The 22,553-nt window shown below is 44.2% G+C and carries 24 protein-coding genes, 3 pseudogenes and 7 riboswitches; of the genes and pseudogenes, 12 read left to right on the top strand and 15 right to left on the bottom strand.

All coding sequences use genetic code 11. The features are described 5' to 3' along the window. Positions 1-4: 4 nt before the first annotated feature. The 3 genes from L7E55_RS14020 to L7E55_RS14010 form a co-directional block, all read right to left on the bottom strand. Positions 5-697 (bottom strand): iron-sulfur cluster assembly scaffold protein, encoded by a 693-nt coding sequence (locus L7E55_RS14020; RefSeq protein WP_277444921.1) that lies wholly within the window; start codon positions 695-697, stop codon positions 5-7. A gap of 172 nt (positions 698-869) precedes the next feature. Next, the gene (locus tag L7E55_RS14015) at positions 870-2,072 is read right to left on the bottom strand and encodes a cation:proton antiporter (protein ID WP_277444920.1); all 1,203 of its coding nucleotides are present in this window, start codon (positions 2,070-2,072) and stop codon (positions 870-872) included. A gap of 180 nt (positions 2,073-2,252) precedes the next feature. After that, entirely contained in the window at positions 2,253-2,675 is a 423-nt protein-coding gene (locus tag L7E55_RS14010; RefSeq protein ID WP_277444918.1) for a universal stress protein, read from the bottom strand. A 133-nt stretch (positions 2,676-2,808) separates the two neighbouring features. Continuing rightward, a riboswitch (Fluoride riboswitch) is annotated at positions 2,809-2,869 on the bottom strand. Between the two features lie 140 nt (positions 2,870-3,009). Beyond that, a riboswitch (Fluoride riboswitch) is annotated at positions 3,010-3,066 on the top strand. A 39-nt stretch (positions 3,067-3,105) separates the two neighbouring features. Then, a riboswitch (Fluoride riboswitch) is annotated at positions 3,106-3,164 on the top strand. A 167-nt stretch (positions 3,165-3,331) separates the two neighbouring features. Between L7E55_RS14010 and L7E55_RS14005 the strand changes: the two genes are divergently transcribed. Then, complete coding sequence (locus L7E55_RS14005) at positions 3,332-5,143, top strand: sodium-translocating pyrophosphatase (RefSeq protein WP_277444917.1); 1,812 nt, start codon at positions 3,332-3,334, stop codon at positions 5,141-5,143. A gap of 53 nt (positions 5,144-5,196) precedes the next feature. On the opposite strand, the pseudogene L7E55_RS14000 reads toward L7E55_RS14005, so the two are convergent. The 5 genes and pseudogenes from L7E55_RS14000 to L7E55_RS13980 all read right to left on the bottom strand — a co-directional run. Beyond that, positions 5,197-5,811 (bottom strand): annotated as a pseudogene (locus tag L7E55_RS14000) (MFS transporter); the annotation flags it as partial. Between the two features lie 93 nt (positions 5,812-5,904). Then, positions 5,905-6,603, bottom strand: a complete 699-nt coding sequence (locus tag L7E55_RS13995) for a phosphatase PAP2 family protein (protein WP_277444916.1) — start codon at positions 6,601-6,603, stop codon at positions 5,905-5,907. A 106-nt stretch (positions 6,604-6,709) separates the two neighbouring features. Beyond that, a riboswitch (Fluoride riboswitch) is annotated at positions 6,710-6,770 on the bottom strand. 74 nt (positions 6,771-6,844) lie between these two features. Then, positions 6,845-7,933: an ABC transporter ATP-binding protein gene (locus L7E55_RS13990; protein WP_277444915.1), complete on the bottom strand. Its 1,089-nt coding sequence runs from the start codon at positions 7,931-7,933 to the stop codon at positions 6,845-6,847. Continuing rightward, positions 7,930-8,628: an ABC transporter permease gene (locus tag L7E55_RS13985; protein ID WP_277444914.1), complete on the bottom strand. Its 699-nt coding sequence runs from the start codon at positions 8,626-8,628 to the stop codon at positions 7,930-7,932. The genes L7E55_RS13990 and L7E55_RS13985 overlap by 4 nt, the downstream gene beginning before the upstream one ends. A gap of 165 nt (positions 8,629-8,793) precedes the next feature. After that, positions 8,794-8,913, bottom strand: a riboswitch (molybdenum cofactor riboswitch). Positions 8,914-9,011: 98 nt separating this feature from the next. Further along, a riboswitch (Fluoride riboswitch) is annotated at positions 9,012-9,072 on the bottom strand. Positions 9,073-9,151: 79 nt separating this feature from the next. Next, entirely contained in the window at positions 9,152-9,571 is a 420-nt protein-coding gene (locus L7E55_RS13980; RefSeq protein WP_277444913.1) for a universal stress protein, read from the bottom strand. Between the two features lie 127 nt (positions 9,572-9,698). Next, positions 9,699-9,760, top strand: a riboswitch (Fluoride riboswitch). Positions 9,761-9,865: 105 nt separating this feature from the next. Here L7E55_RS13980 and L7E55_RS13975 point away from each other — a divergent pair. Continuing rightward, on the top strand, positions 9,866-11,638 hold the full coding sequence (locus tag L7E55_RS13975; protein ID WP_277444912.1) for a dynamin family protein: 1,773 nt from the start codon (positions 9,866-9,868) through the stop codon (positions 11,636-11,638). Between the two features lie 56 nt (positions 11,639-11,694). Further along, complete coding sequence (locus L7E55_RS13970) at positions 11,695-12,420, top strand: DUF6062 family protein (RefSeq protein WP_277444911.1); 726 nt, start codon at positions 11,695-11,697, stop codon at positions 12,418-12,420. A gap of 22 nt (positions 12,421-12,442) precedes the next feature. Here L7E55_RS13970 and L7E55_RS13965 read toward each other — a convergent pair whose 3' ends face one another. Beyond that, positions 12,443-12,862: a universal stress protein gene (locus L7E55_RS13965; protein ID WP_277444910.1), complete on the bottom strand. Its 420-nt coding sequence runs from the start codon at positions 12,860-12,862 to the stop codon at positions 12,443-12,445. Positions 12,863-13,121: 259 nt separating this feature from the next. Here L7E55_RS13965 and L7E55_RS13960 point away from each other — a divergent pair, with 259 nt between their 5' ends. The 3 genes and pseudogenes from L7E55_RS13960 to L7E55_RS17775 form a co-directional block, all read left to right on the top strand. After that, positions 13,122-14,150 (top strand): dynamin family protein, encoded by a 1,029-nt coding sequence (locus tag L7E55_RS13960; RefSeq protein WP_277444909.1) that lies wholly within the window; start codon positions 13,122-13,124, stop codon positions 14,148-14,150. Between the two features lie 108 nt (positions 14,151-14,258). Then, complete coding sequence (locus tag L7E55_RS13955; protein ID WP_277444908.1) at positions 14,259-14,795, top strand: hypothetical protein; 537 nt, start codon at positions 14,259-14,261, stop codon at positions 14,793-14,795. Between the two features lie 16 nt (positions 14,796-14,811). Continuing rightward, positions 14,812-14,934, top strand: a pseudogene (locus L7E55_RS17775) (HD-GYP domain-containing protein); the annotation flags it as partial. A gap of 16 nt (positions 14,935-14,950) precedes the next feature. Here the strand turns inward: L7E55_RS17775 and L7E55_RS13950 are convergent. Next, entirely contained in the window at positions 14,951-15,130 is a 180-nt protein-coding gene (locus L7E55_RS13950; RefSeq protein WP_277444907.1) for a MarR family transcriptional regulator, read from the bottom strand. Positions 15,131-15,331: 201 nt separating this feature from the next. Here L7E55_RS13950 and L7E55_RS13945 point away from each other — a divergent pair, with 201 nt between their 5' ends. From L7E55_RS13945 to L7E55_RS13930, 4 genes are all read left to right on the top strand, one after another. Continuing rightward, positions 15,332-15,769 carry a peptidylprolyl isomerase gene (locus L7E55_RS13945; RefSeq protein ID WP_277444906.1) on the top strand — a complete coding sequence of 146 codons (438 nt, stop codon included), beginning with the start codon at positions 15,332-15,334 and terminating at the stop codon, positions 15,767-15,769. A gap of 26 nt (positions 15,770-15,795) precedes the next feature. Beyond that, a complete protein-coding gene (locus tag L7E55_RS13940; RefSeq protein ID WP_277444904.1) occupies positions 15,796-16,191 on the top strand; it encodes a VOC family protein in 396 nt (131 codons plus the stop codon). Between the two features lie 269 nt (positions 16,192-16,460). Further along, positions 16,461-17,435, top strand: a complete 975-nt coding sequence (locus tag L7E55_RS13935) for a serine hydrolase (RefSeq protein ID WP_277444903.1) — start codon at positions 16,461-16,463, stop codon at positions 17,433-17,435. 136 nt (positions 17,436-17,571) lie between these two features. Next, a complete protein-coding gene (locus tag L7E55_RS13930; RefSeq protein ID WP_277444902.1) occupies positions 17,572-18,126 on the top strand; it encodes a Fis family transcriptional regulator in 555 nt (184 codons plus the stop codon). A 73-nt stretch (positions 18,127-18,199) separates the two neighbouring features. On the opposite strand, the pseudogene L7E55_RS13925 reads toward L7E55_RS13930, so the two are convergent. The 4 genes and pseudogenes from L7E55_RS13925 to L7E55_RS13910 all read right to left on the bottom strand — a co-directional run. After that, a pseudogene (locus L7E55_RS13925) lies at positions 18,200-18,481 on the bottom strand (TlpA disulfide reductase family protein); the annotation flags it as partial. 12 nt (positions 18,482-18,493) lie between these two features. Then, on the bottom strand, positions 18,494-18,913 hold the full coding sequence (locus L7E55_RS13920) for a TlpA family protein disulfide reductase (RefSeq protein WP_277444901.1): 420 nt from the start codon (positions 18,911-18,913) through the stop codon (positions 18,494-18,496). Continuing rightward, complete coding sequence (locus tag L7E55_RS13915; protein ID WP_277444900.1) at positions 18,900-19,754, bottom strand: 4Fe-4S binding protein; 855 nt, start codon at positions 19,752-19,754, stop codon at positions 18,900-18,902. Before L7E55_RS13915 ends, L7E55_RS13920 begins: the two co-directional genes overlap by 14 nt. Then, positions 19,747-19,857, bottom strand: a complete 111-nt coding sequence (locus L7E55_RS13910) for a CD1871A family CXXC motif-containing protein (RefSeq protein WP_277444941.1) — start codon at positions 19,855-19,857, stop codon at positions 19,747-19,749. The genes L7E55_RS13915 and L7E55_RS13910 overlap by 8 nt, the downstream gene beginning before the upstream one ends. A gap of 324 nt (positions 19,858-20,181) precedes the next feature. On the opposite strand from L7E55_RS13910, the gene L7E55_RS13905 reads away from it, so the two are divergent. Together L7E55_RS13905 and L7E55_RS13900 are read left to right on the top strand one after the other, a co-directional pair. Then, positions 20,182-21,048 carry an S-layer homology domain-containing protein gene (locus tag L7E55_RS13905; protein ID WP_277444899.1) on the top strand — a complete coding sequence of 289 codons (867 nt, stop codon included), beginning with the start codon at positions 20,182-20,184 and terminating at the stop codon, positions 21,046-21,048. A 180-nt stretch (positions 21,049-21,228) separates the two neighbouring features. Then, positions 21,229-22,173, top strand: a complete 945-nt coding sequence (locus tag L7E55_RS13900; RefSeq protein WP_277444898.1) for a ketopantoate reductase family protein — start codon at positions 21,229-21,231, stop codon at positions 22,171-22,173. Between the two features lie 45 nt (positions 22,174-22,218). Here the strand turns inward: L7E55_RS13900 and L7E55_RS13895 are convergent, their stop codons facing one another. Continuing rightward, a complete protein-coding gene (locus L7E55_RS13895; protein ID WP_420852052.1) occupies positions 22,219-22,404 on the bottom strand; it encodes a stage V sporulation T C-terminal domain-containing protein in 186 nt (61 codons plus the stop codon). Between the last annotated feature and the right edge of the window lie 149 nt (positions 22,405-22,553).

Genomic DNA, 22,553 nt, shown 5'->3' with positions numbered 1-22,553 from the left:
AAAATTATTCATGCCTGGGATCGATGTATTTTACCGCCTCATCATATCTGCCGTACTGACCGGTGGCTTTTTGCATAGCTTCATTAGCGTCAACACCTTTTGCAACCATTTCCATCATCTTCCCAAGGTGCACAAACTTATATCCAATAACCTCATTGTTTTCATCCAACCCCATACTGGTTACATAACCCTCTGCCATTTCCAGATAACGTGTTCCCTTTACTTTAGTTCCATACATGGTGGCCACCTGGGATCTCAACCCTTTTCCCAGATCCTCGAGACCGGCGCCTATAGGCAGCCCGCCTTCTGAAAACGCCGTCTGCGTCCTGCCATAGACTATCTGTAAAAAAAGTTCTCTCATTGCCACGTTGATTGCATCGCATACCAGATCTGTATTAAGCGCTTCCAAAATAGTTTTTCCCGGCAGTATCTCTGAAGCCATGGCAGCCGAATGAGTCATGCCTGAACACCCGATAGTCTCAATCAAAGCTTCTTCAATAATACCTTCCTTTACATTCAAGGTGATTTTACAAGCGCCCTGCTGCGGCGCGCACCCACCAACCCCATGAGTAAGACCGGAAACATCTTTCACATCATAAACCTTGACCCATTTCCCTTCCTCAGGAATCGCTGCCGGCCCGTGTTTCGGGCCTTTTGTGACAGTACACATGTTTTCCACTTCATGAGAATAAATCATTTAATTTCTCCTCCTTTGAACATTTTAATTTGGAATATCCAAAGTTGATTGCTTTTGATCTATTTCTATAAGGGTATTATCGATATCCTGCTAATCTGAAGAATTTTATGCAAGTCGCAAATATAAATTGGTTGGAAACTTCCAACCAATTTATATTTGCGTAAAATAAAATTTAACCCTCTTCGCTTAAGTCTTCTTCATATTTTGGTTTTATCTGTTCTTCAGGCTCGGGCAGAAGATGCCGGGGCAAAAAAGCAAGTCCGGCGATAACCGTTGGAACAACTGCGCTGGCAATGACCGACGCCACCAGAAAAGAGTATTGAGCCTGCGTCACGATTTCATGGGAGTAGCCGAATAACGCTGAAATTGTTCCAAATGTTAATCCGGTGGACATCATCAGGGTGTAGTACCATCGCTCATTGCGTTCATGCCGGAACAGCCCAATAAATGGATATAGACCGAAAATCTTCGACACCACTTTGCCTCCTAGCAACACCAGGAAGGCCAATGGGGCTGCAATCAAGGCAGATAAAGAAACAAGTGTGCCCGCGCGAATGAAATAAAATGGGGTGAGAAATCCCACGGTCAAAGTCCGTAGTCTTCGCAGCCAAAAGGTGTCTTCATTGGAGAATTCGGCCAGAATCATACCAATTAGGTATGCGGGAAGCACCGCCTCACTTCCTGACCAATAAGCCAAAGTACCTAAGCCAAAAAGGACGAGTATGACCCATTTCGCCCTGATAGCGGCAGTTCTGTATGCATAGATACGGGTCAGCCAGCGGGTGAGAAAGGGCAACAGGAACAATACAGCAGCAGTAACAATAATAAAAATAACAGTCCTGTAGGTAAACGGGGCAAATAAGAGGCCAAGGGCTATAACTGTTCCAAGATCATTTATAAAGCAAGCACCTAGAATTCCCTTGCCAAATTCAGTCTTGTTGAAGCCGGTTTCCAGCATGACCGCGTAGACAACTGCCATTGATGTCGTGGAGAGTGCCACGCCACCTAACAAACTAGCCTGCAATGTCCAGCCAAGCGCATAATATGCTATCGCTGTGCAACCAAGAAAAGGCGCGAAAAAGCCGACCAGGCCGACAACCGTTACTTCTTTCAACTTTTTTTGTAGTACTTCTTTTTCAAGTTCGGCACCGGCCAAGAAAGTCAGCAAAACAGCTCCGGATGAAGCGAGAAAGCGCAACCATTCCTGATTAGCGCCTAACGCTTCAGTCATGCCAAAGTAAGCAGCTACAGCCGCAGTGATTACCCCAACGCATATTTCTACTAACGCAATTGAAATGCGCAGGTGATAGGCGATGACAGCGGAAAAAACGGCTAGTCCAAGCCAAAAAGAAGCCAGCATAAAGATTTGTTCCATATTATCGTTCACCTTTCATTCAGCCTATTAAGATCCGTTAAAGTTCCAGCATGCGGCACCAATTCTACATTAATTTATTATTATTACTCTTTACTCATTCAATAACCTGGATCATCCCGGAATTAAAAGCACTTACTTTTGGAAAATAATTCTATTTAGTTAATTATCTATATTCTTTTTTTATTCTCTTACAATCAGAACCGGACACCTGGCATGCTTCACCACATAATTCGAAACACTGCCCAAGAGAAGCCTGCCAACCACGCTGCGGCCATGCGAGCCCATTAAAATCAGGTCAACCACATTGTCTTTTGCATATTTTACCAAGGTTTCGCCAATGTGTCCGTGGAGCATATTAGAGGCAAATTTAATGCCCCTCTTTTGCGCTTCATTAGCTGCATGCTCATGAGCAGGCTGGTAAAATTTCTTTCCATCACTGATCATCTCGTTTACTTCATCAATAGTTTCGGCATAGTCCGGTAATTGAACAACAGTAATTAGTTCAAGAAAGGCGCCGCTGGCCTCTGCCAGGGCCAGACCCTTGTCCAAAGCCTTTTGCGCATACACGGAATTATCGAAGGCAACCATAATGTGCTTAAACATACTATGCTCCACTCCTTTTGGGCTCGGCGACAGCCACTATTTTTTCTTCCTTACATCAAATTCAATAATTTTTATAGCTACTTCCAACCTCCTTTGAACGTTTTAATTATTGGCAATAAAAAACCCCTACTTTTAGAAAGTAGGAGTCATTAGCCACTCACAGGCATAAGGCGAACCCCATCGCCTCGGAAAAAGGAAAAATAACGTATAAATACTACTTACAACAACTATTTTAATATACCATGGGAAAAATTCTTTTGTCAAATTAATTTTATCAAATCAAGATCAAATTATGAATTGACATATTTTTAGAAGGTATGTTATATATGTTATAATAATATATGGCGATGGAGCTCGCCAAACGCGAATCGCTAATGGCTCCTACCGGTGATGGTAGGGGTTTTTATTTTTTAAACAAAGTAATATCCCCGCTGCGGGGGGCGATGGAGTTCGCCTGAGCCTTAAAAAGCTGATGACTCCTACCTTCGGGTGGGGGTTTTTGTTTTTTATAGGTCCTTATCGAACTCAATTGCGAACACGAGGGGGGGTGAAAGTTACAGTTTGTTAGCAGTCCAAAATTTTTAAGGAGGTGATAATTGATTTCTTAATCCTATATGTTAAAAATCTTAAAAAAATGAAAAGGTGGTGTATTGCAAGTGGAAAACGCGGCGTTTCCTTTATATGCAGTTTGCGCGGCCGTAATCGGTATTTTGTTTGCCGGTTACCTCACCGTTTGGGTTTTGAGGCAGCCGCCCGGCTCGAAGCGAATGATCGAGATCTCCGGCGCGATCCAGGAAGGCGCTATGGCCTACTTGAACCGCCAGTATAAGACCATCGCGGTTGTCGGGATTATCATTGTTATTATTCTTTATTTCGGATTGGGCTGGATCACTACCTTGGGCTTTATCATCGGGGCAGTTTTCTCCAGCCTGTGCGGCTATGTCGGGATGAACGTGGCGGTGCGGAGCAACCTGCGTGTCGGCGAGGCGGCCAAAAAGGGCCTGCCCTTTGCCCTTGTGGTAGCCTTTAAGGGCGGCGCTGTCACCGGCCTGATGTGCGTGAGCCTGGGGCTGCTGGGCGTAGCCGGGATGTACGCACTGTTCAGGGACCCGAATTACCTGATCGGCCTTGGTTTTGGCGGCAGCTTGATCAGCGTTTTCGCCCGTTTGGGTGGCGGCATCTATACTAAGAGCGCCGACGTCGGCGCCGATCTGGTTGGCAAGGTGGAAGCCGGCATCCCGGAAGACGACCCGCGCAACCCGGCTGTCGTAGCCGACAATGTGGGCGATAACGTGGGTGACTGTGCCGGTATGGCCGCTGACCTCTTCGAGACTTACGCCATCACGGCCATCGGGGCCATGCTGCTGGGACAGCTCTTTTTCCCCGGCAAGGAGCAGTATATCATCTATCCCCTGGTCTTGGGGGGTATCGCCATAATCGCCACGATCATCGGCAGCTATTTCGTCCGTTTGAGCCAGGGACAGGAAATCATGACCGCCCTTTACAAGGGCCTGGCAGCGGCGGCGATAATCGCCCTGATCGGGTTTTACCCGGCCACCACCTATATTTTCGGCTCGCCCCGGTTTTTCTACGCGGCGCTGGTGGGCGTGGCAGTCACGTTAATCATCGTCTTCCTGACTGATTACTATACCTCCAAGCGTTTCCGCCCGGTTAAGTCCATTGCCAGGGCCTCGCAGTCCGGCCACGCCACCAACATCATCAGCGGCCTGTCGGTGGCAATGGAAGCCAGTATTTCGCCGGCTCTCACCATTGTCGCCGGGATCCTGGTATCCTACGTAATTGGCGGCCTTTACGGGATTGGCATCGCCTCTATGGCGATGCTCTCGATGACCGGGATCATCGTGGCCATCGACTCTTACGGCCCGATCACCGACAACGCCGGCGGCATCGCTGAGATGGCCGAACTGCCGCCGGAAGTCCGCAACATTACCGACCCGTTGGACGCGGTAGGCAACACCACCAAGGCCGTGACCAAAGGCTACGCCATCGGATCGGCGGGATTGGCGGCCATCGTCCTGTTTTCGGCGTATACCCAGGAAATCACCCGGGTTCGGCTTGAGGCAGGCATCTTGGAAAAGATCAGCTTCTTAGTGGAAGATCCCTGGGTGCTGGCCGGCCTATTAATCGGCGGCGCTTTACCCTTCATCTTCTCCGCGCTGGCCATGGGCGCCGTCGGGCGGGCGGCCTACGAGGTAGTTAACGAGGTGCGCCGTCAGTTTAAAGAAATTAAAGGCCTGATGGAAGGCAAGGCGCGGCCCGAATATGGACGCTGCGTCGATATCGTCACCAAGCGTGCTATTAAAGAAATGATGGTTCCTGGATTGATCCCGGTTATCGTCCCCTTGCTGGTTGGCTTCTTGCTGGGAGCAAAGGCGCTGGGAGGCATGTTGATGGGCGTGATTATCACCGGGCTCTTCTTAGCGGTCCTGCTCACGGCCGGCAAATAGAGAAGGATGATGGATTGGGCACTGTAACCCAATTCGCTTGCACGCAGTAAAAGAAATTGGTTGGAAGAGTTGCCCAGAGCGAAAAGGAACACTACTATTAAAAATTTTTTCAGACGCGGATGAAGAGAGCGCCAGTTTGCCGAGAAATGTTTTTTCAAGTTTTCATTTTTCGCCTTCATTTCCCTTATTAGGAATAGAAGGCCTACACCCAGGGATGCCGGTACTAATGACCAGATGAAAACGGCTTTGTAATTGCCCTCGTATTTAGTGAAGAAATAAAAAGCCAGGGCAACACCGATTACCGCGCCCAGAGTATCCAACATGCGATGCAACCCGAATGACCAGCCCATTTTTTCCGGATTAGCAGACTCGGCAATTAACGCGTCTCGCGGCGCTGTGCGCACACCCTTGCCGAAACGGTCGCCGATCCTCCCCCATAGTACCCAGGTCCAGGAGACGGCAAGAATTATTGGAATTTTAAAAAGTCCTGACAACCCGTAACCAAAGATGGCAAGTGGCTTTCTCTTCTGAAATTTATCTGAAACAGCGCCGGAAAAAACTTTCAAAAGGCTAGCCAGGCTTTCGGCAATACCCTCGATAAGACCTACAATGGCCGGAGTAGCGCCCAATATCCCAACCAGGTAGAGGGGGACTAATGGGTAAATCATTTCACTGCTGATATCGGTAAACAGGCTTACCAGGCCAAGTAAAATAATATTCCACATTAATTAACACCTCTTTTGGGGTTTCGAGTTGTAATTCTACTCTCCAATTCCATGCGCATCTGTATCCCTCGGATTTAGGCGTAACCGGAATGGTGATTTTATAATGATAATTGAAGCAGCTAGCCAGCAAAGGCCTGCCAGGTAAGACCCAAGTACATCGCTTGGGTAATGTACTCCCAAATAGATCCGACTTGCACCAATAGCTATAGTAAAAAAAATAGCCAATGCAACCAGGATATTTCGCCATACCCTGGATGTGACTAGCGGGAAAACAAGAAATAATATTATACCGTAAAAAACGGTGGTAATCATGGCATGGCCGCTGGGAAAACTATATCCGGTCTCTTTTATAAAATATAAATTGGGTCGAACGCGATGGAAAGCTAATTTCAACAAATTATTAAGAACCAGCGCGCCGGCTACAGAAAATAATATTACCCCAAACTCATGCCAGCGGCGACGCCAGACCAGCACTCCCAGAATAACAGGTATAGTTATAAGGTAAAATTCGACTGAACCGAGGAAAGTAAAAAATAACATTACCTTATCCATAGCGGGGCTGGAAATATTCTGTAAACAATTTAACACAAACCACTCATAATGATTAGTATCTCCCTCAATAAAAATTTCTTTTGCCAGTTCTACAAACAAAGTGATTGATATTACAAATATTGCAAAAACACTCCTCAATAGGTTAACCTTGTCATAAAATTTTATCCTGGATCTTTTTTTCATCTATACTGTCTCCTTAAATTCATAACGTCAGAACGATAAAAAGAATGTCTCACTATTTTTAGGATTTTGAGCGCTTTGATTATTGACAATAAAAAACCCCTACTATTTAAAAGTAGGAGTCATTAGCCGCTCATAGGCATCAGGCGAACTCCATCGCCTCGAAAAAATAATGAAATTATAAATATTATTTACAAAAAATAGCATGGAAAATACTCTTTGTCAAGTCAATTCAAGTGAACAATTAGCGCTCATCATTAATTAAGTGTGCCTTATCGGGACTGAAAGATAGATAGACTTCTTGACCCATCCCCATATTTCCATCAAATACCTGATCGGGATTGATTATTGTAACCAACGGAAAACCACAGTCAATTGTTGCTTTATATTGAAAACCGAGTGAGAGCAACTCTCGGATTTTCCCGGATACAATGTTGGCACCGTCGACCACTTTTCCTGGGGTAGTACTAACACTAATATCTTCCGGCCGCAACAAGACATGTACCGTATCGCCCACATCGGCCATACTCCCGGAGACCCTGATTGTATTCTGGTCTACCTGTACGAAAACACCACGTCCATCCTTTTCCACGACTGTACCGGGGAGCATATTTTCTATACCTACCAAAGACGCCACAGTCCGGCTGGCCGGCCTTGTCAAAATCTCGCGGGGAGCAGCTGTTTGAATAATCCTGCCTTTTTCCAGAACTACTACCCTACTGGCCAAGAGAGGAATTTCACTAAAATCGTGAGTAACAAAGACACAGCTTATGCCGGTATCGCGCAAAATTCGCCCCAGTTCTACTGTTAGTGCCGTCCGCGTGGGGGCGTCTAGCGCCGAAAAAGGCTCGTCCAAAAAAAGTACTTTTGGCTCCAGAACTAGTGCCCGGGCTAGACTCACCCGCTGTGATTCACCACCGGAGAGGTGGCGCACCGAACGATGGATTAAGTGTTCGATGCCCAGTCTTTGCGACCACTCAGTAACTGGTACACGGGATTTTTCCATGGGAAGTCCCCTTACCTTCAGACCGGAAGCTATGTTATTGTAAACAGTTGTATCCAGCAGCAGGGGTTCTTGGAAAACCATTGCCATAAGGCGGCGCTGCTTGATAGGTTTTTTCCAGTCAACTATTTCGCCTTTAAAAAACAACTCACCGCCGGTGGGGCGCTGTAAAAGCATCAGCACCTGCAATAGGGTGCTTTTGCCGGCTCCGTTGGGGCCTATTAAGGCAACGATCTCACCCTGGTTGAGAGAAAAATATTCAATATCTAATATTTTGTTTTTCCCTTTAGTTAGCGAGAGATCTTTTACTTCTATGACTTTTTCGCTCATGAGGTCCGCCTCCACTGTTGTTGAATTGTCAAAATCAGGGTTATGCCATAAGCCAGGGTCAGTAGAATAAAGCTGATTGCCATTGCGATGTCTAAGTTGCCCTTGGAAACTTCCAACACAGTGGCCGTGGTCAGAACCGCAGTTTGGCCTTTAATGTTGCCGCCAACCATCATGGACGCACCCACTTCAGAAACCACGCCGCCAAAGCCAGCAATAACTGCCGCTAGAAGGCCCATCCGGGCTTCCCGCGCCAGGAGAAAAAGCGTTTGCCACCAGGTGGCGCCAATGGCAATAATTTGCAGTCTTAGTTTGGGGTTTAGCTGCTGAATGGCGGCAATGGTAAAACCGGTTACGATGGGAAAAGCAATCAGGGATTGGGCGATGATCATTGCGATTGGGGTATACATTAATCCCAGGAAACCCAAAGGCCCGTACCGCCACAGAAAAATGCTCACCCACAGGCCCACTACCACTGGCGGAAGCCCCATGCCGAAGTTTACAATGCTCACAATCAGCTTACGCCCGGGAAACAAGGATAGGGCCAGGAACGTTCCTAAGGGAACCCCAATCAATACACTAATTAACGTTGCCGTGCCGGAAACCTTGATGGTAAGCAACGTAATCTCAAAAAGGTCATGATCTCCTGTAAAAAGTAATTCCAGCGCTTTTATGAAGCCTTGCCATATGATGTCCATTTCCTCTTTTCAACTCCGTTCAGCTATTTATCCAGGTCTTCCATATTCTTATATTTACAAGAAAAACACCTCCCATCGAGCGTGTCATAAAATTAGCCCCAGGTTCTTTACCAAGGCAATATTAAAAGCCGGCCAGGCATTGCGAAAAAATGCCCTATCCGGCTGACGTGCGAATTAAGCTCTCCTTTCCGCAATGGGAGGCTTGAAGGTTTCCCTTCAAACCCTGCCGGCCAACCACCATAACTTTAGAGTTTCAGGTGAAAAGGCTCGGAGATAAAAATATTTTATTTATTCTAGATATAACTGGTTAAATAAAAACTCAGCAGGTGAGCCCTATGAATTATGGAACACTTTGCCGCGCGCGCATAAAAAACCCCTACTATTTAAAAGTAGGAGTCATTAGCCGCTCATAGGCATCAGGCGAACTCCATCGCCTCTTAAATGATAAAACTATGAACAATGTAAATACATATTTACAATACTCATAAAAAATACCATGGAAAAACCTTATTGTCAATCAACTTTATTGGACAACCAGGACCGAAATATCGGACTTGCGTAAAAGTTTTTCCACGTAACTACCGAAGAATATATCTTTTATCATGTTATCTTTTCTGGGTGTTACCACTACGAGGTCAAACATGCCTTTTTGAACAAAGTTTTTTAACTCTTCACAGGATTCGCCTGCGATGGTATGCGTAGGCAAGTCAAATCCCGCTAAGCTAGTTAAAAACCTGGGCCTGTCCGATTCTTTTTCAACAAAAGTTAGCTCGCCGGCTGCTTCTTGGTGAAATGCCTTAATGTCGGAAACATGTTCCGGCTTTTTAAGCAACTTGACCAAATGACATTCCGAACCAACCATTTTCGCTAACTTGAGGCCACTATTCAATGCCCTTTTTGCTCCCGGCGAACCATCATACACAACCAAAACTCTGTTGAACATTTTGGGAGCCCCCTTTGTAATTCTTTCCCCTTGCTGAAAATTAGTCTAAACAGAAAACTCCACTATATACCTGTTGGAGTTTCATATTGACTTAATAATTTTTTTCAAATAAAATTTTAATAAGCGGATATTATGAGGTGATGGAGCTCACTTATATGCCTTGTCGAGGCTAATAGCTCCTACCAATATTTTCTTATTGGTGGGAGTTTTTATTTTTTGCCGGCTTCGTATATAGCGCCGCTACCTGTTTTGACAGTTCTTATGGCAATCTTTTTTACGAAAGGGTGATTTGTGGTGCTGGACCATTATGTGCTAAAGAAAAATAGCCTTTTGCAGATCCTGGCTGAAGCAGTTGATTTTGCTGCAAAAAAGGGAAACAGCCCAGCCGCTTCGCTTTTAAAAGAGAGTGCGGATAAACTTTCCCGGGAAACTTTTACCCTGGTCATACTCGGTGAATTCAAAAGGGGCAAGTCCACCTTCATCAACGCTCTTCTGGGCGGCAACCTGCTACCGACTGCCGTCGTGCCGCTGACAGCCATTCCCACCATAATCCAGCACGGTGAACAACTCGGCGCCTCTGTCATTTACCTGGACGGCACCAGAAAAGCAATTCCGGTCAGCCAGATCGCCGATTACGTTACTGAAAGGGGAAACCCCAAAAACATCAAAAAACTGCGCGAGGTGCAAATCATTCACCCGTCGGAATTTTTAAAACAAGGCGTCATCCTGGTGGACACACCGGGTGTCGGTTCTGTCTATGAGCATAATACCGACGCGGCGTACGCTTATCTTCCCCATTCCGACGCCGCCATCTTCATGATTTCCATCGATGCCCCCCTCAGTAAAATAGAAATTGACTACTTGAGAGATATTTCTAAATATGTGAACAAGCTTTTCTTCGTATTGAACAAAATCGATATCGCTTTACCGGAAGACATCACCGAGGCATTGGCATTCACCAGGGAGACCCTGTGGAACAGCCTGGGCGAAGGAGAATACGACCTGATTCCTCTCTCGGCGCGCCAGGCCCTGCTCGGAAGAACCGGCGGCGGAAACGGACAGCTGCGGGTGGATGCCGGCGGCATTGAGAAGCTGGAAGAAGTGCTGGGAAATTTTATCCGGAACGATAAAGGGCGGCTGCTCCTGGAGTCTTCCGCCGCCAGGGCGTTACGGACCATCAACGAACTGGAACTGGAACTTCAGCTCTGGCAGCGGGCGATGGACGGCTCGCTGCAGGATCTGGATGAAAAAATCACACTTTTCGCGGCTGAACTGGAAAAGCTGGAACAAGAGCGGGAAGACTCGATTTATCTCCTCTACCGTGAGGTGGACCGTTTGAGCGCTATGGTCGAAGAGGATATTAATGAATTCAGGACGGCTAAAACAGGTGAGCTATTACATCTGATCGAGGAATCTTATAAAAAAGAGTCGTCCGAAAAGTCAGCAAAAGAGTTGACTCATTGCCTGAACGATTTCAGCAGAAACCTGATCCAGTCGGTATTGAATGAAAAGCGCAACGAAGAGCGCTTGAAGGTAAGGAGTCAATTTGAAAAAGTGTCGATGCGGTTCTTTAGCCGGATCGAAGGGATTGTAGATAGAATGATGTCTATCTCGGCCGAGATTTTCGATGTGCCGGTGGAAAAATCATCATCCAGAGAATACATTATGGGTTCTAAAAAATTCTTTTTTCACTTCGAAGAGCACCCGACCTTTATTCCTTCGCTGGAAATGCTGTCTGTCTCCGGTTTACTCCCGAAAGCGTTGATTAGCGGCCACCTTCTTAATAACGCTAAAAATAAGCTGGTGGAATTATTTGACCGCAACTGCGGCCGGGTGCGCTACGATCTGGCGGACGGCCTGAAAGAAGGCGTGCGGGACGTGGCCGGCGAGCTCAGACTGCGCGCCGACGCGGTGTCCCAAGGGCTGCGTACCGCCCTTCAGAAAGCCAGGGCGGAAAGGGGATTGAGTGAGGAGGAACGCCGTGAAAGGGTAAAGATCTGGCAAAGGGATTATAACGAACTGATTAAGATGAAGGAAACAATAAGGGAAATCAACGCCTCGCTGTAGCGTTTAACAAAGAACTTTTCAGGGAAACAAAATCTTTGTAAATCTGGTGAGTAAATGTGGCAAACAGCAGGCCACCTTTTTATCAAAGCACTATTGAAAAATTACTGCTTGAAAATCGTTGCCCCCCATGTATTTACGGTGAGGAAAGCAAGAAAACATACCTGACGTGGTTTGATATCGAATATTATAACAGCCTTCCCACAATGCTTGAGGTGTCTAAAAATGGTTTTTGCAAACAACACGGCTGGCAAATATCCTCACTGGGCAATAAATTGAGCACGCTTAATCAATTTGTTGCAAACATCAAGTTGACTGAGCTAAAAAACATAAAAGCTGTTTTACAAAGCAACAAAAATGGATGGCTTGGCCAGATATGGCCTCTTTCCATTATTTTTTCAAGACGGTCTGTAAATGTCTTCCTTGATATCCTAATAAGATTGCATACTACTAAAAAATGTCCGATATGTGAAACAATTGAGCAAGGTGAACAGATGGCTTTAACTTACATGGCCAGTTTTTTAAAAGAAAAAAAAGGACAGGAAATATACCGGAAATCGCCTGCCCTTTGTTGGAGACACTTAATAGGTTTATTCTACGAAGTTCCAACAGAGATAACGCTTTTATTAGCCGATATTCATATTGAGCAATTGCAGAAGTTAGATAGTGATTTTGAAGAATATTTCAGAAAAACGGATTATCGCTTTTCCAATGAGCCAAAGGGGGAAGAACAACTGGCCTGGCTGAAAAGTTTAAGATTTTACGTCGGTGAACGGTTTAAATAAAATTGGTACCTGATTGAATCAATTATCGGACAACCAGGACCGAAATATCAGAGTTGCGTAGCAGTTTTTCCACGTAACCGCCGAAGAGTACATCTTTTAGCGCAGTATCTTTTTTCGGTGTTACCACTACGAGGTCATAATCACCTTTTTGAACAAAATTTTTCAATACTTCGCAGGAGTCGCCCAGGATGGTATGCGTGGGCAGGTCGAATCCCGCCTGGCTGGCTAAAAACCTGGCGCCGACAAATTCTTTTTCGATAAGAGCTAGCTCGTTAGCCGCTGCTTGGTAAAATACCTCAATATCGGAAATGTGTTTCGGCTTTTTAATCACCCTAACTAAATGACATTCAGAACCTGACATTTTCGCTAACTTAAGCCCATCCCTTAGTGCTTTTTTGGCTTCCGGGGAACCGTCATATACAACCAAAACCTTGTTGAACATTCTTAGACCCCCTCGTACTCTTTTCCCCTAGTTAAATTAATTTTAGCAAAAACTCCCACTGTTACCAGTAGGAGTTATCTGCAGGGTCTAAACAAAGTTTACTATTATATATTTATTTAATTATACACAATATTCAAAATATATCAAACAGATATTAAAAATTGCTTAACAAAAAAGGACAAACTATCATTTTAACCTTAATCTTAAAAACCTAGGATTACTCGAAAACATCGCCAACCAGAGAAAAATTGTCCACCTCGTGGAATACCTGGGGGAAGTTAAACAGAAGCTTTTACAAGGCCGCTTCAATTTGGTTGTCCTTGGTGAATTCAAAAGAGGAAAAACCACTTTTCTTAATGCCCTCCTAGGCGCGGATCTTTTGCCGACTGCCGTCGTGCCGCTAACTTCCATTGTTACCTTAATCCAATATGGCGAGAGGATTAGCGCGAAGGTAACTTTCCTGGACGGGGTTGTCGAAGAAACAACGCTGGATGAATTGCACTTATACGTCACCGAAGAGGGCAACCCCTGCAACGAAAAGAATGTCAAGCTTGTTCATCTTGAGTACCCGTCGCCTTATCTAAAAGACGGCGTCGTTTTAATTGACACGCCAGGAGTAGGGTCAATTTACCAGAACAATACGGATGAGACTTATAACTACCTCCCCAAGGTGGACGCCGCTATTTTTCTTTTATCGTCCGACCAGCCGATTAGCCGGTCCGAACTTGATTTCTTGAAGGATATTGGGCAGTATTCAGCAAAGACATTCTTTATTTTAAATAAAGTTGACTATTTAACTGATTTGGACAAAAAAAAGGCGCTTGAATTTGCCAAGAAAGTTCTGGCTGAAAAAGTTGGCTTAGAAGAGATAAATATTTACTCGCTTTCTGCCAAGTTGGCCCTGGATGGAAAGATTTCCGGCGACGATGAAAAAATAAAAGCAAGCAACCTGCCGGCGTTTACCGCTATGCTAGAGAAATTCCTGCTAAAGGAAAAGGGGCGCGCGGCTATTAACGCAACCTGCAACAAAGGCAACAACGCGGCCGGGGAGTTGCAGCTCGGGCTGGAACTGGAGATGAAGGCACTGGGTATTCCCCTAGAAGAATTGAAGGCTAAGATAGTACTGTTTGACGAAATGGTCATAAATCTGCGTCAGGAACAAGAGGATAACGGTTATATCTTTCAAGGTGAGAAAAGCAAGGTGTACCAGGAGCTTGAGCATGAAATAACCGTGTTCCAGGAAAGTCAGGACATAATGATTGTTAAAGAAATCGAACAGGAATACTAGACTAAAAAGGAACTTTCCGGACGGAAGCTGATACACTACCTGGAAGGTTGCATTGAGAACAGGATCCGATCAGCCTTCGACGAGTGGCAACCCAAGGTAGAAGAGAAAGTGAAGGAAGCTTTCGACCGGGTAATCGCCCGGTTCACCGGTAAGACAAACAGGGTAATCGGCGAACTTTTGAAGCAATCGGCGGAAATTTTTGATCTTAAAGTCGAAGGTTTTGCGGAAGTAGAAGCGCTGACCGAAGAGACCAAGCTTTATTATATCTTTGGCGAGCACTCGAATATGTTTATCCCCAACGCGACTAATTTATATGCGCTTTTTCTGCCGAAATTCATCACCGGTCCGATGATTATGCGGGTAATGAGGAAAAAGGTGGAACGGGATTTGGACCGTAACTGCGGCCGGCTTAGGACAGATTATAACGAGCGAATCTCCAAAAGTGTCAAGGTCTTTAAAAACCTCTTCGAGGAAAAATTCAATTCAGCTATAGAAGGAACGCGGCTTGTTTTAACGCGCGTTATTGAGAAAAGGGAGCACAGTGAAAAAGAAGCTGCCGAAGCCTATGAAAAACTGTCCGAGCAGGTTAAGGCGCTGGAATCAGCCAGGGAAAGCTTGCGGGAAATCGGCGGGGTGGCGTACTAGAACTGCTTGATGATGGTGGAATGGTGAGGGTTACCCCCTTGGGCTTCAGGGGGAATAGATCCCCCTGGAATGCCGCATTTTAGCCATTGCCGATGCGTATGAAGCCATAACCAGCAATCGCCCTTACCGAAAGGCTATGATCCATGGAAAGGTCATCATTTTTTTATTTCCCAATAGCAAGCCTTCGGAGAGGCTATTTTTTCCTCTTTTTTGAGCTGTTTCATGATCTTGTCAACCTCTTTTTTTTCGATGCCCGTTGCTTTTGCTATTTGGCTTGCGCTGACCGGCTTGTCCGCTGCGTTGAAAAAGTTTAGAACTACTTCATAATTATTCATTTTTATCCTTCCTTTGCTTATAATTTATTTTTGTATGCAAATTCATATTAAACACTTTCATCTATACCCTTAGTATGTTTTTGAGATTATCAGATATACCAAAGCATGTCAAGGAATCGGGATATTTCATTAAATGTAATTTGCTAAATCCCACTCGGTTTAGTAAAATACATTTATTGAAACTAAAGGAGGATAAGATAGTTGAAAAAAGGTAGCATTGAATTGGAAGATGGCAAGAAAATAGTCATTGATTTCTTTGAGGAAGACGCGCCTGGAACGGTGGCGAATTTTGAAAAATTAGCAAATACAGGATATTATAATGGTTTGAATTTTCATCGGGTTATTCCAGGTTTTGTAGCGCAAGGAGGATGCCCCTACGGTAATGGCACGGGTGGACCTGGTTACACAATCAAATGTGAAACTGCGGGAAACCCCAATAAACACCTTAGAGGGTCGCTATCAATGGCTCATGCGGGGAAGGATACAGGCGGGAGTCAGTTTTTCATCTGTTATGATGCCTTCCCGCATCTTGATGGAGTACATACGGTGTTCGGCAAAGTTGTAGAAGGAATGGAATATGTAGATGAGATAAAGCAAGGAGATAAAATGAAGGAAGTAAAGGTTTGGGAAGAATCTTAATAAAAAAGATGGGGAGGATGTAAAACATGAAGCTGGAAAAGATTGATCATATCTGTATCGCAGTTAAAGATGTTGTAAAGGCGGAAGAACAATTTGCCAAGGCATTTGATTTAAAGGCGGTAGATCACTATATTGATGAAAATGAAAAAATAAATGTCGCCAGGTTTATGATCGGAGAAGTTGCCTTTGAAGTTATGGAATCCACCAGTCCGGATGGTGAGGTAGCCAAATTTATTGAGAAAAACGGAGAAGGTGTTTTCTTAATATCTCTTAAAGTGCCAAATGTGGAAAACAGTATGGAAGAGCTGGATAAGAAGGGCTTTCCTCTAATTGATAAAAAAACTAGAAGGTGGCGTGACAGCAACTTTGCTTTCTTACATCCAAAGGGCTTTGCTGGAGTTTTAATCGAATTAATTGATTAAACAACCTCAAGCAGCATAGCATCCATGAACATTCTCCCGAGTTATCTTGCAGTACTATTCATTTCTACTCCCTATTATCCCGATAAAATGCTATAGTCAGTAACTTTTCATGCCGCGCCGGATGAAAACCAGGCGCGGTAGTTTTACGCCAACTGAATAGGGGGAAATAAAGGTTTTAAAATTGTGGGGAGTTTGATAATCTAGAAAATATTTGTTATTATTAACAGGAAATTGAATTTTAGATTTTAAATGGGAGTACTGTTAATTAGATGAATATTGATTTTTATGGCGGCCGTCTCGGGCGCAGGCGAAAAAAGAATAAGTCCATTTTAATTAAGATTAAGTATTTTTTAATCTTTTTACTCGCGATAAGTTTATTAGTTTCATTATTCGAAAAAAATGAGTTTAATATAATTAGTAATATATCCGGTATAATTAAAAAGAAAGAAAATAGTAAAGTCACAATATACCCTTTAGAGGAATCAAGTAAATCTTCGAGATCAAGCTCAATCTTTAATATTAATGATGAGTTGAAAAAAACGTTGGCATCCGACAATGTATCCTGGTGTTTTCTTGATTTAAAGACCGGTGAGAAGATAGGTAATAATATTGACAGGGAAATGCAAGTTGCTTCTCTTAGTAAGTTGTCAGTATTATATACAGTAATGCTTCAAATAAAAGAGAACAAAATTGATTGGGAAAATAAAATTGCTTTCACGTCTGATGATTATATAACTGGTTCCGGCGTTTTACAGGAAACTATCGATGAAGGAGATTCTTATTCTATACGGGAGTTATGCAGACTGCTTTTAGAGAAAAGCGATAATATTGCTTATCGAATGTTAATGCGCACAGTAGGCCAAGATGTTGTAAAAGAAAAATTAAACTCCGAGGGAATGTCTATTAGATTCGAAGATGGGAACTATATGAGCGCCAACTCAGTAGCGCTTTTATTGAGAGATATTTGGGAGTTGATACTGTCGGGGAAAAATGATTTTGCCGAGGTATTAGGGTGGATGGCCAGTTCATCTTATAGGGACGGAATTCCAGCCGCTTTATCTGATAATGATTATCTGGTGGCAAATAAGGAAGGAAATATTAGCGGCTCTGTACTTGCTGACAGTGGGGTTATTTTAACCTCGCATCCTTATATATTAGTGGTAATAACCAACGGAATGGACGACGATGAAGGATATGGCATAATCCATTCAATTGCGGAGGCATTTAGTAAAAAGGCAAGTTAAAGCTTTAAAACCTCGTAACTTTTGTTCACACAATCGTCACAGAAATAACACATAATATTCTGATTATAATCCGTAAAACAGTGTTAATATATCACTATAAACAGTGCACTGGTTAAACCAGGAAAGGAGGGATTTTTTGAAATCAAAAAATTGGCGAATTGGAGCAATTCTTATGGCCGTGGTAATCGTTACTATGGCTGTTGCCGGTATGTCCTTCGCCAGCTCTGACCAGTCAAACACCACAACCGTTTGCGCTGACCTATACCAGAGTTTTGTATCAAAACTGGCGGCGAATCTCGGTATTTCTCAAGACCAGGTAACAACTGCGCTGGATAACACTAAGAAACAAATGCTTGACGAAGCCGTGCAGCAAGGTAAAATCACTCAGGAACAAGCCGACAAGATATCCGCCAAAACAAACGGGGGTTTTTGTGGTGGTTTCGGCTTCCTGAATGGTAAGCTAAGAGAGCATGGCAAATCTGCGGTTGACGGCTCAAAAGGAAAAGGTTTTGGAAAACAGAGCCGTAACCTGGATGGTATGGTCAGCGTATTAGGCATGACCGCGGATGAAATTAAAACTGAGATGCAGTCAGGCAAAACAATTGATCAAATCATCACTGAGCATGGTATGACGATGGACCAATTCCGTGAAAAGATGATTGCTCTAAAGAAAAACAATATTTCCCAGTGACATCTCTCCAAATCTCCTCTTTTTAAGTATAACGCCACGGGTGCAGGCTCGCGGCGTTTTTATATTAGATCGGCTAAATACATTGATCGATAATTTGGCTGAACTGCTGCAAAGTTCTTGAACCGGTTATCGATTGGACAATCAAACCGTTACCGTCCACAATAAAAGTTTGTGGCACAGCGTTGATTTTTTCACTGAATCTCCCGTCATCCAAAAGATTAGTATAGTTTACTTCTTTCGCGGCAATAACCTGCCTGGCTCTTTCAGTGTTGCGGGAATCTACGATGATACCTATTACGCTTAAACCTTGTTTGGCGTATTTCTTTTTCAACCCTTCCAGGGTTGGCATCTCCTGGACGCACGGTCCTCAGGTAGTGCTCCAAATATTAATTAAAGTGATTCTATTGTTAAAAAGATCTTTCGAACTAACTGCGCCGCCGTTCAAATCAGTGAGTGTGAATGACGGGAAGGCGGCTCCAACGGTTAAAGAATAATTTATTTTCTCCTTTTCTGGCGCGTTTTGGGGCGGTTGCCCGGGCTTTTGGCTATTTGTGTTCTGTTCCGGCTGCGGCAGTTGTTGAATTTTCACATTACCTCCCTGCTGGGATTTCTGTTCAGGTGTCTGCTGGGCAGGTGTGTCCAGCTTTGACTGAGAAGGTTGCTGTTCTTGAACCGGCGAATTATCAGTTTGTGTGGTCTGCGCCGGTTTAGCCTCTTCCCTACCGCAGCCGGAAATAAAAAGAAGTCCGACAAGGAATGTAACAATCAACATCTTAATTCTTGACATGTACAGACGCACATCCTTCCGTTATTTGTAATCTCCATTTTAGCGCCCCGGTCGGGCAGTTGTGCACGCATTTAAGACAACGCGTGCATTCAGGGTGGTTCATGGTACGTTCAGGCAGGCGGAGGGGGCATATAACGGCGCATTTACCGCAGGTGTTGCAGCGTTCAGGGTCACGACTTATTTTAAGAAAGCTGATGCCGTTGAACAAGGAATAAAATGCCCCAAGCGGACACAAAACCAGGCAAAATCCACGTTTAATCAAAATAACAAAGATCAGTATAGCGGCTAGCCAGGAAATGCGCCAGGTGAAAAGCCATCCCAGGGCGCCGCGGATGCCGGAGTTTGTGACGGAAAGCGGGATAGCTGCTTCCAACGTTCCCGCGGGGCAAAGCCACTTGCAGAAAAAAGGAGTACCCGGATTAATATCACCGGCAAACATGGGCGGCAGCAAAAGAACAGGAATAACTAATATAAAATATTTGACAAAACGAGTCCAGTCAGGCAATAAATACTTGGGTGAAGGAATTCTATAGAGCAGTTCTTGAATTAACCCGAATGGACACAACCAGCCGCAGGCCAACCTGCCTGTAAAAACTCCCACCAGCGCCAGAAAACCGGTAACATAAAAAGAAAAGTAAAATGTGCTTAAAGAAGCTACCGCTTGCAGGGAGCCGACCGGACAAGACCCTATGGCGCCCGGGCAGGAATAACAGTTTAATACCGGCAGGCAGACTTGTTTTAAGTTTCCCCGGTATATCGTACCCCTGAAGAAACCTGCCACATGGCTGTTAAATGCAAAGGCAGCCGCCAGTTGAACTAGTCGCCGTTTAATACTAACCAATGCCTATGCACTCCAGACAAAGGTTAATTGCCTTCATCAATACCTCGATATTTTCACCTCGCCACACGCCGTAAGTTATGGAAGCCAACGCTAAAAATAATATAGTTAAACTTAAGATGTATTTATGCAGAAAAATCACCCTTGCGTATCGATTTAAATAACCAGTTATATAACAAACCAATTTGTGTAAAATAATTATTTACTAAATTTTATTCATATTACTACTATTATAGCAAGAATGTAAATAAAATGTTAGATTAACTTTAATAACAGATTATGGTTCCTATAACGCCTTGGGTTTATTCCAGGGCGTTATATATATTAAATTGGGTCTAAAGTCATGGTGGAAAATAGTACTATATTACCCGCTAAAAATACTATTTTACACGTATAATTAAGTAAGACTAAAATAAAGGGGGAAATTGCGTTGAAAAAGTTATTTTTTATCGTCACACTATTACTGGTAGTAGTATTATCCGCGGGAGTATCCTGGGCTAAACCAGGGGGTGTGGCTAACAAAGGGGCAGATAAAGCAAGCGTTGCAAGTGATAATGCCAGTGTTGCAGGTGATAAAGCAAGCAGTGTTACAATCGATAAGGCCGGTACCGCAAGCGATAAAACCAGCGTGAAAATAAGCGTAAAAAATAAGGCTTTAGGTCAATTAAAGGATAATTTAAATGCGGTTAAAGATAAAGATCTTGAACTGGGGAATAATTTCAAGGACATTGAAGATCATTGGGCAAAGTCAGCCATTCTAAAGATGTCGGCTATCGGTGTTTTTAAAGGAGATGGAGATGGTACGTTCCGTCCGGATGACCCGATTACACAGGTTGAAGTTGTTGCCCTGGCAGCGCGAATCTCTAATTATGATGAAGTTCCACAGGCGAATGATTTAACCGAGAATGACCTTGTTGGTGTTCCGGATTGGGCAAAGGTATCTGTTTGTGAGGCTGTTTATAACGGTGTAATTAATTTAAACCGGTTCCATTCCAGTGTCCAAGCCAGCAGGGTTCAAGCAGCCGTTATGATTGCCAAAGCAATAAAACTGCAGCCGGTAGATACGTCTGACATGCCTTTTAACGATAAAATCTTAATTTCGCAAGAAGACGCCGGTTATATTATGGCTCTTTATCAGCAAGGTATTATCTTAGGAAACCCTGATGGGAAATTTAATCCCAATAGCGCTATTACACGGGCGGAAATATCAACAATAATGGAAAGGGTTATCGATAACTCAGGGGAAGACAGCGAAACGACCCAAACAAGCACTGAAAGCAGTGGTACAACTCAATAATCATGTTATATCCCGGCAGCCTCGCCTCTATGGCGGGGCTATTTTAATTTTTGAAAAAAGGATTTCTAGGTTAACCGTGGAATACTACTCTGAAATCGTAGAGCCGTGATATAATTTGAACTCAGTAATCATCTAAATAATGGTTTTATTGGTGATTGCTTAAATTTGAGGAGAGCAAGGATGAATATACTAATCTTTGGACTTGGCGCCCTAGGCACTGTCTATGCGTGTTTCCTAAAGGAAGAAGGACACAGAGTAATCGGCCTTTCGAGAAAGCCTGTCCAGGAAGCAGTTAGGAGTAAGGGCGTGCGGGTTACTGGAATCTGGGGCGAACACCATGCCATGTTAGATGAAGTAGTAACCGGTGTGGATAAAATCAGAGGAACCAATTTCGACCTTGTTATAGCTACAGTTAAATCATATGACACGGAAGAGGTAGCCGCGGAAATAGCCAGGGTCCTGTCACCTGACACATATGTCGTTCTTGCCCAAAACGGCTATGGTAATTTAGAAGCAGCAGCCAAACATATCCCTGAGGACCGGTTGATCCTTGGGAGGGTAATTTTCGGCGCGGAAACAACCGGACCAGGCACGTCGAAAGTAACGGTCATCGCCGATGATGTTATCCTAGGATCACCGAAAAACTTGATTGACCGCTATAAAATGGAGAAGTTTGTAAGTATTTTTAGGGAAGCGGGGATCCCCACCAGGTTTTCTAAACAGGTAATGAAGTATATATGGGGTAAAATAATTTACAATTCAGCTTTGAATTCCATGGGAGCTATCCTTGAGGTTAATTACGGGAAGCTGGCGGAAGCGGAACACTCAAGGATGTTGATGGAAAGTATTGTCAGGGAGATATTTTCTCTCCTGGATAAAATGGGGCAGGAGACCTTGTGGCCTGATCCAGAGGCCTATATAAAAGATTTTTATGATAAATTAATACCAGCCACCGCTTCACATCACCCGTCCATGCTTCAGGACATCCAAAGAGGCAGGAGGACGGAAATTGACGCGTTAAACGGCGCCGTTGTAGAAATGGGAAAGAAACATGGTGTAAGCACACCAGTAAATGATATCATCGTTTCGCTTGTAAAGGCAAAAGAAAAAATAAACTTACCATAAAATATTTAAGGCAACCACCTTGGCCAGGAGTGGTTGCCTAATATTTTATGTTTCTATTTGTTTTCCTAGAAACCCTGCTGCTGTTTCAGCCATCTTAAGCTCTAGTTCACTCATCTTTACATCGGGGTTGTTAGCCGCAAGTATTACGGCTCCAACTACGTCGCCATCTACAATTATCGGGGCAGTAATGATAGAAATATATGTTACACTTTCATCCGAAGTCAATGCCATGGGTTCTGCGTGAAGCAGGACCTTTCTTGTTCGCCCGGCATGTCTGCCGAGCCGATGGGTTGAAAGAAACCCTGTCACCTAACCAGCGGGAAGACAACCCGTAGGCAAGGGCGTCACTGGTAACGGTGGGGTCTGAAGGAAGCCGAAGG

Source organism: Pelotomaculum isophthalicicum JI (assembly GCF_029478095.1).
Taxonomy (GTDB): domain Bacteria; phylum Bacillota; class Desulfotomaculia; order Desulfotomaculales; family Pelotomaculaceae; genus Pelotomaculum_D; species Pelotomaculum_D isophthalicicum.
Note: the sequence above shows the minus strand (reverse complement) of the source record. Positions and strands in the feature narration are given on the sequence as shown.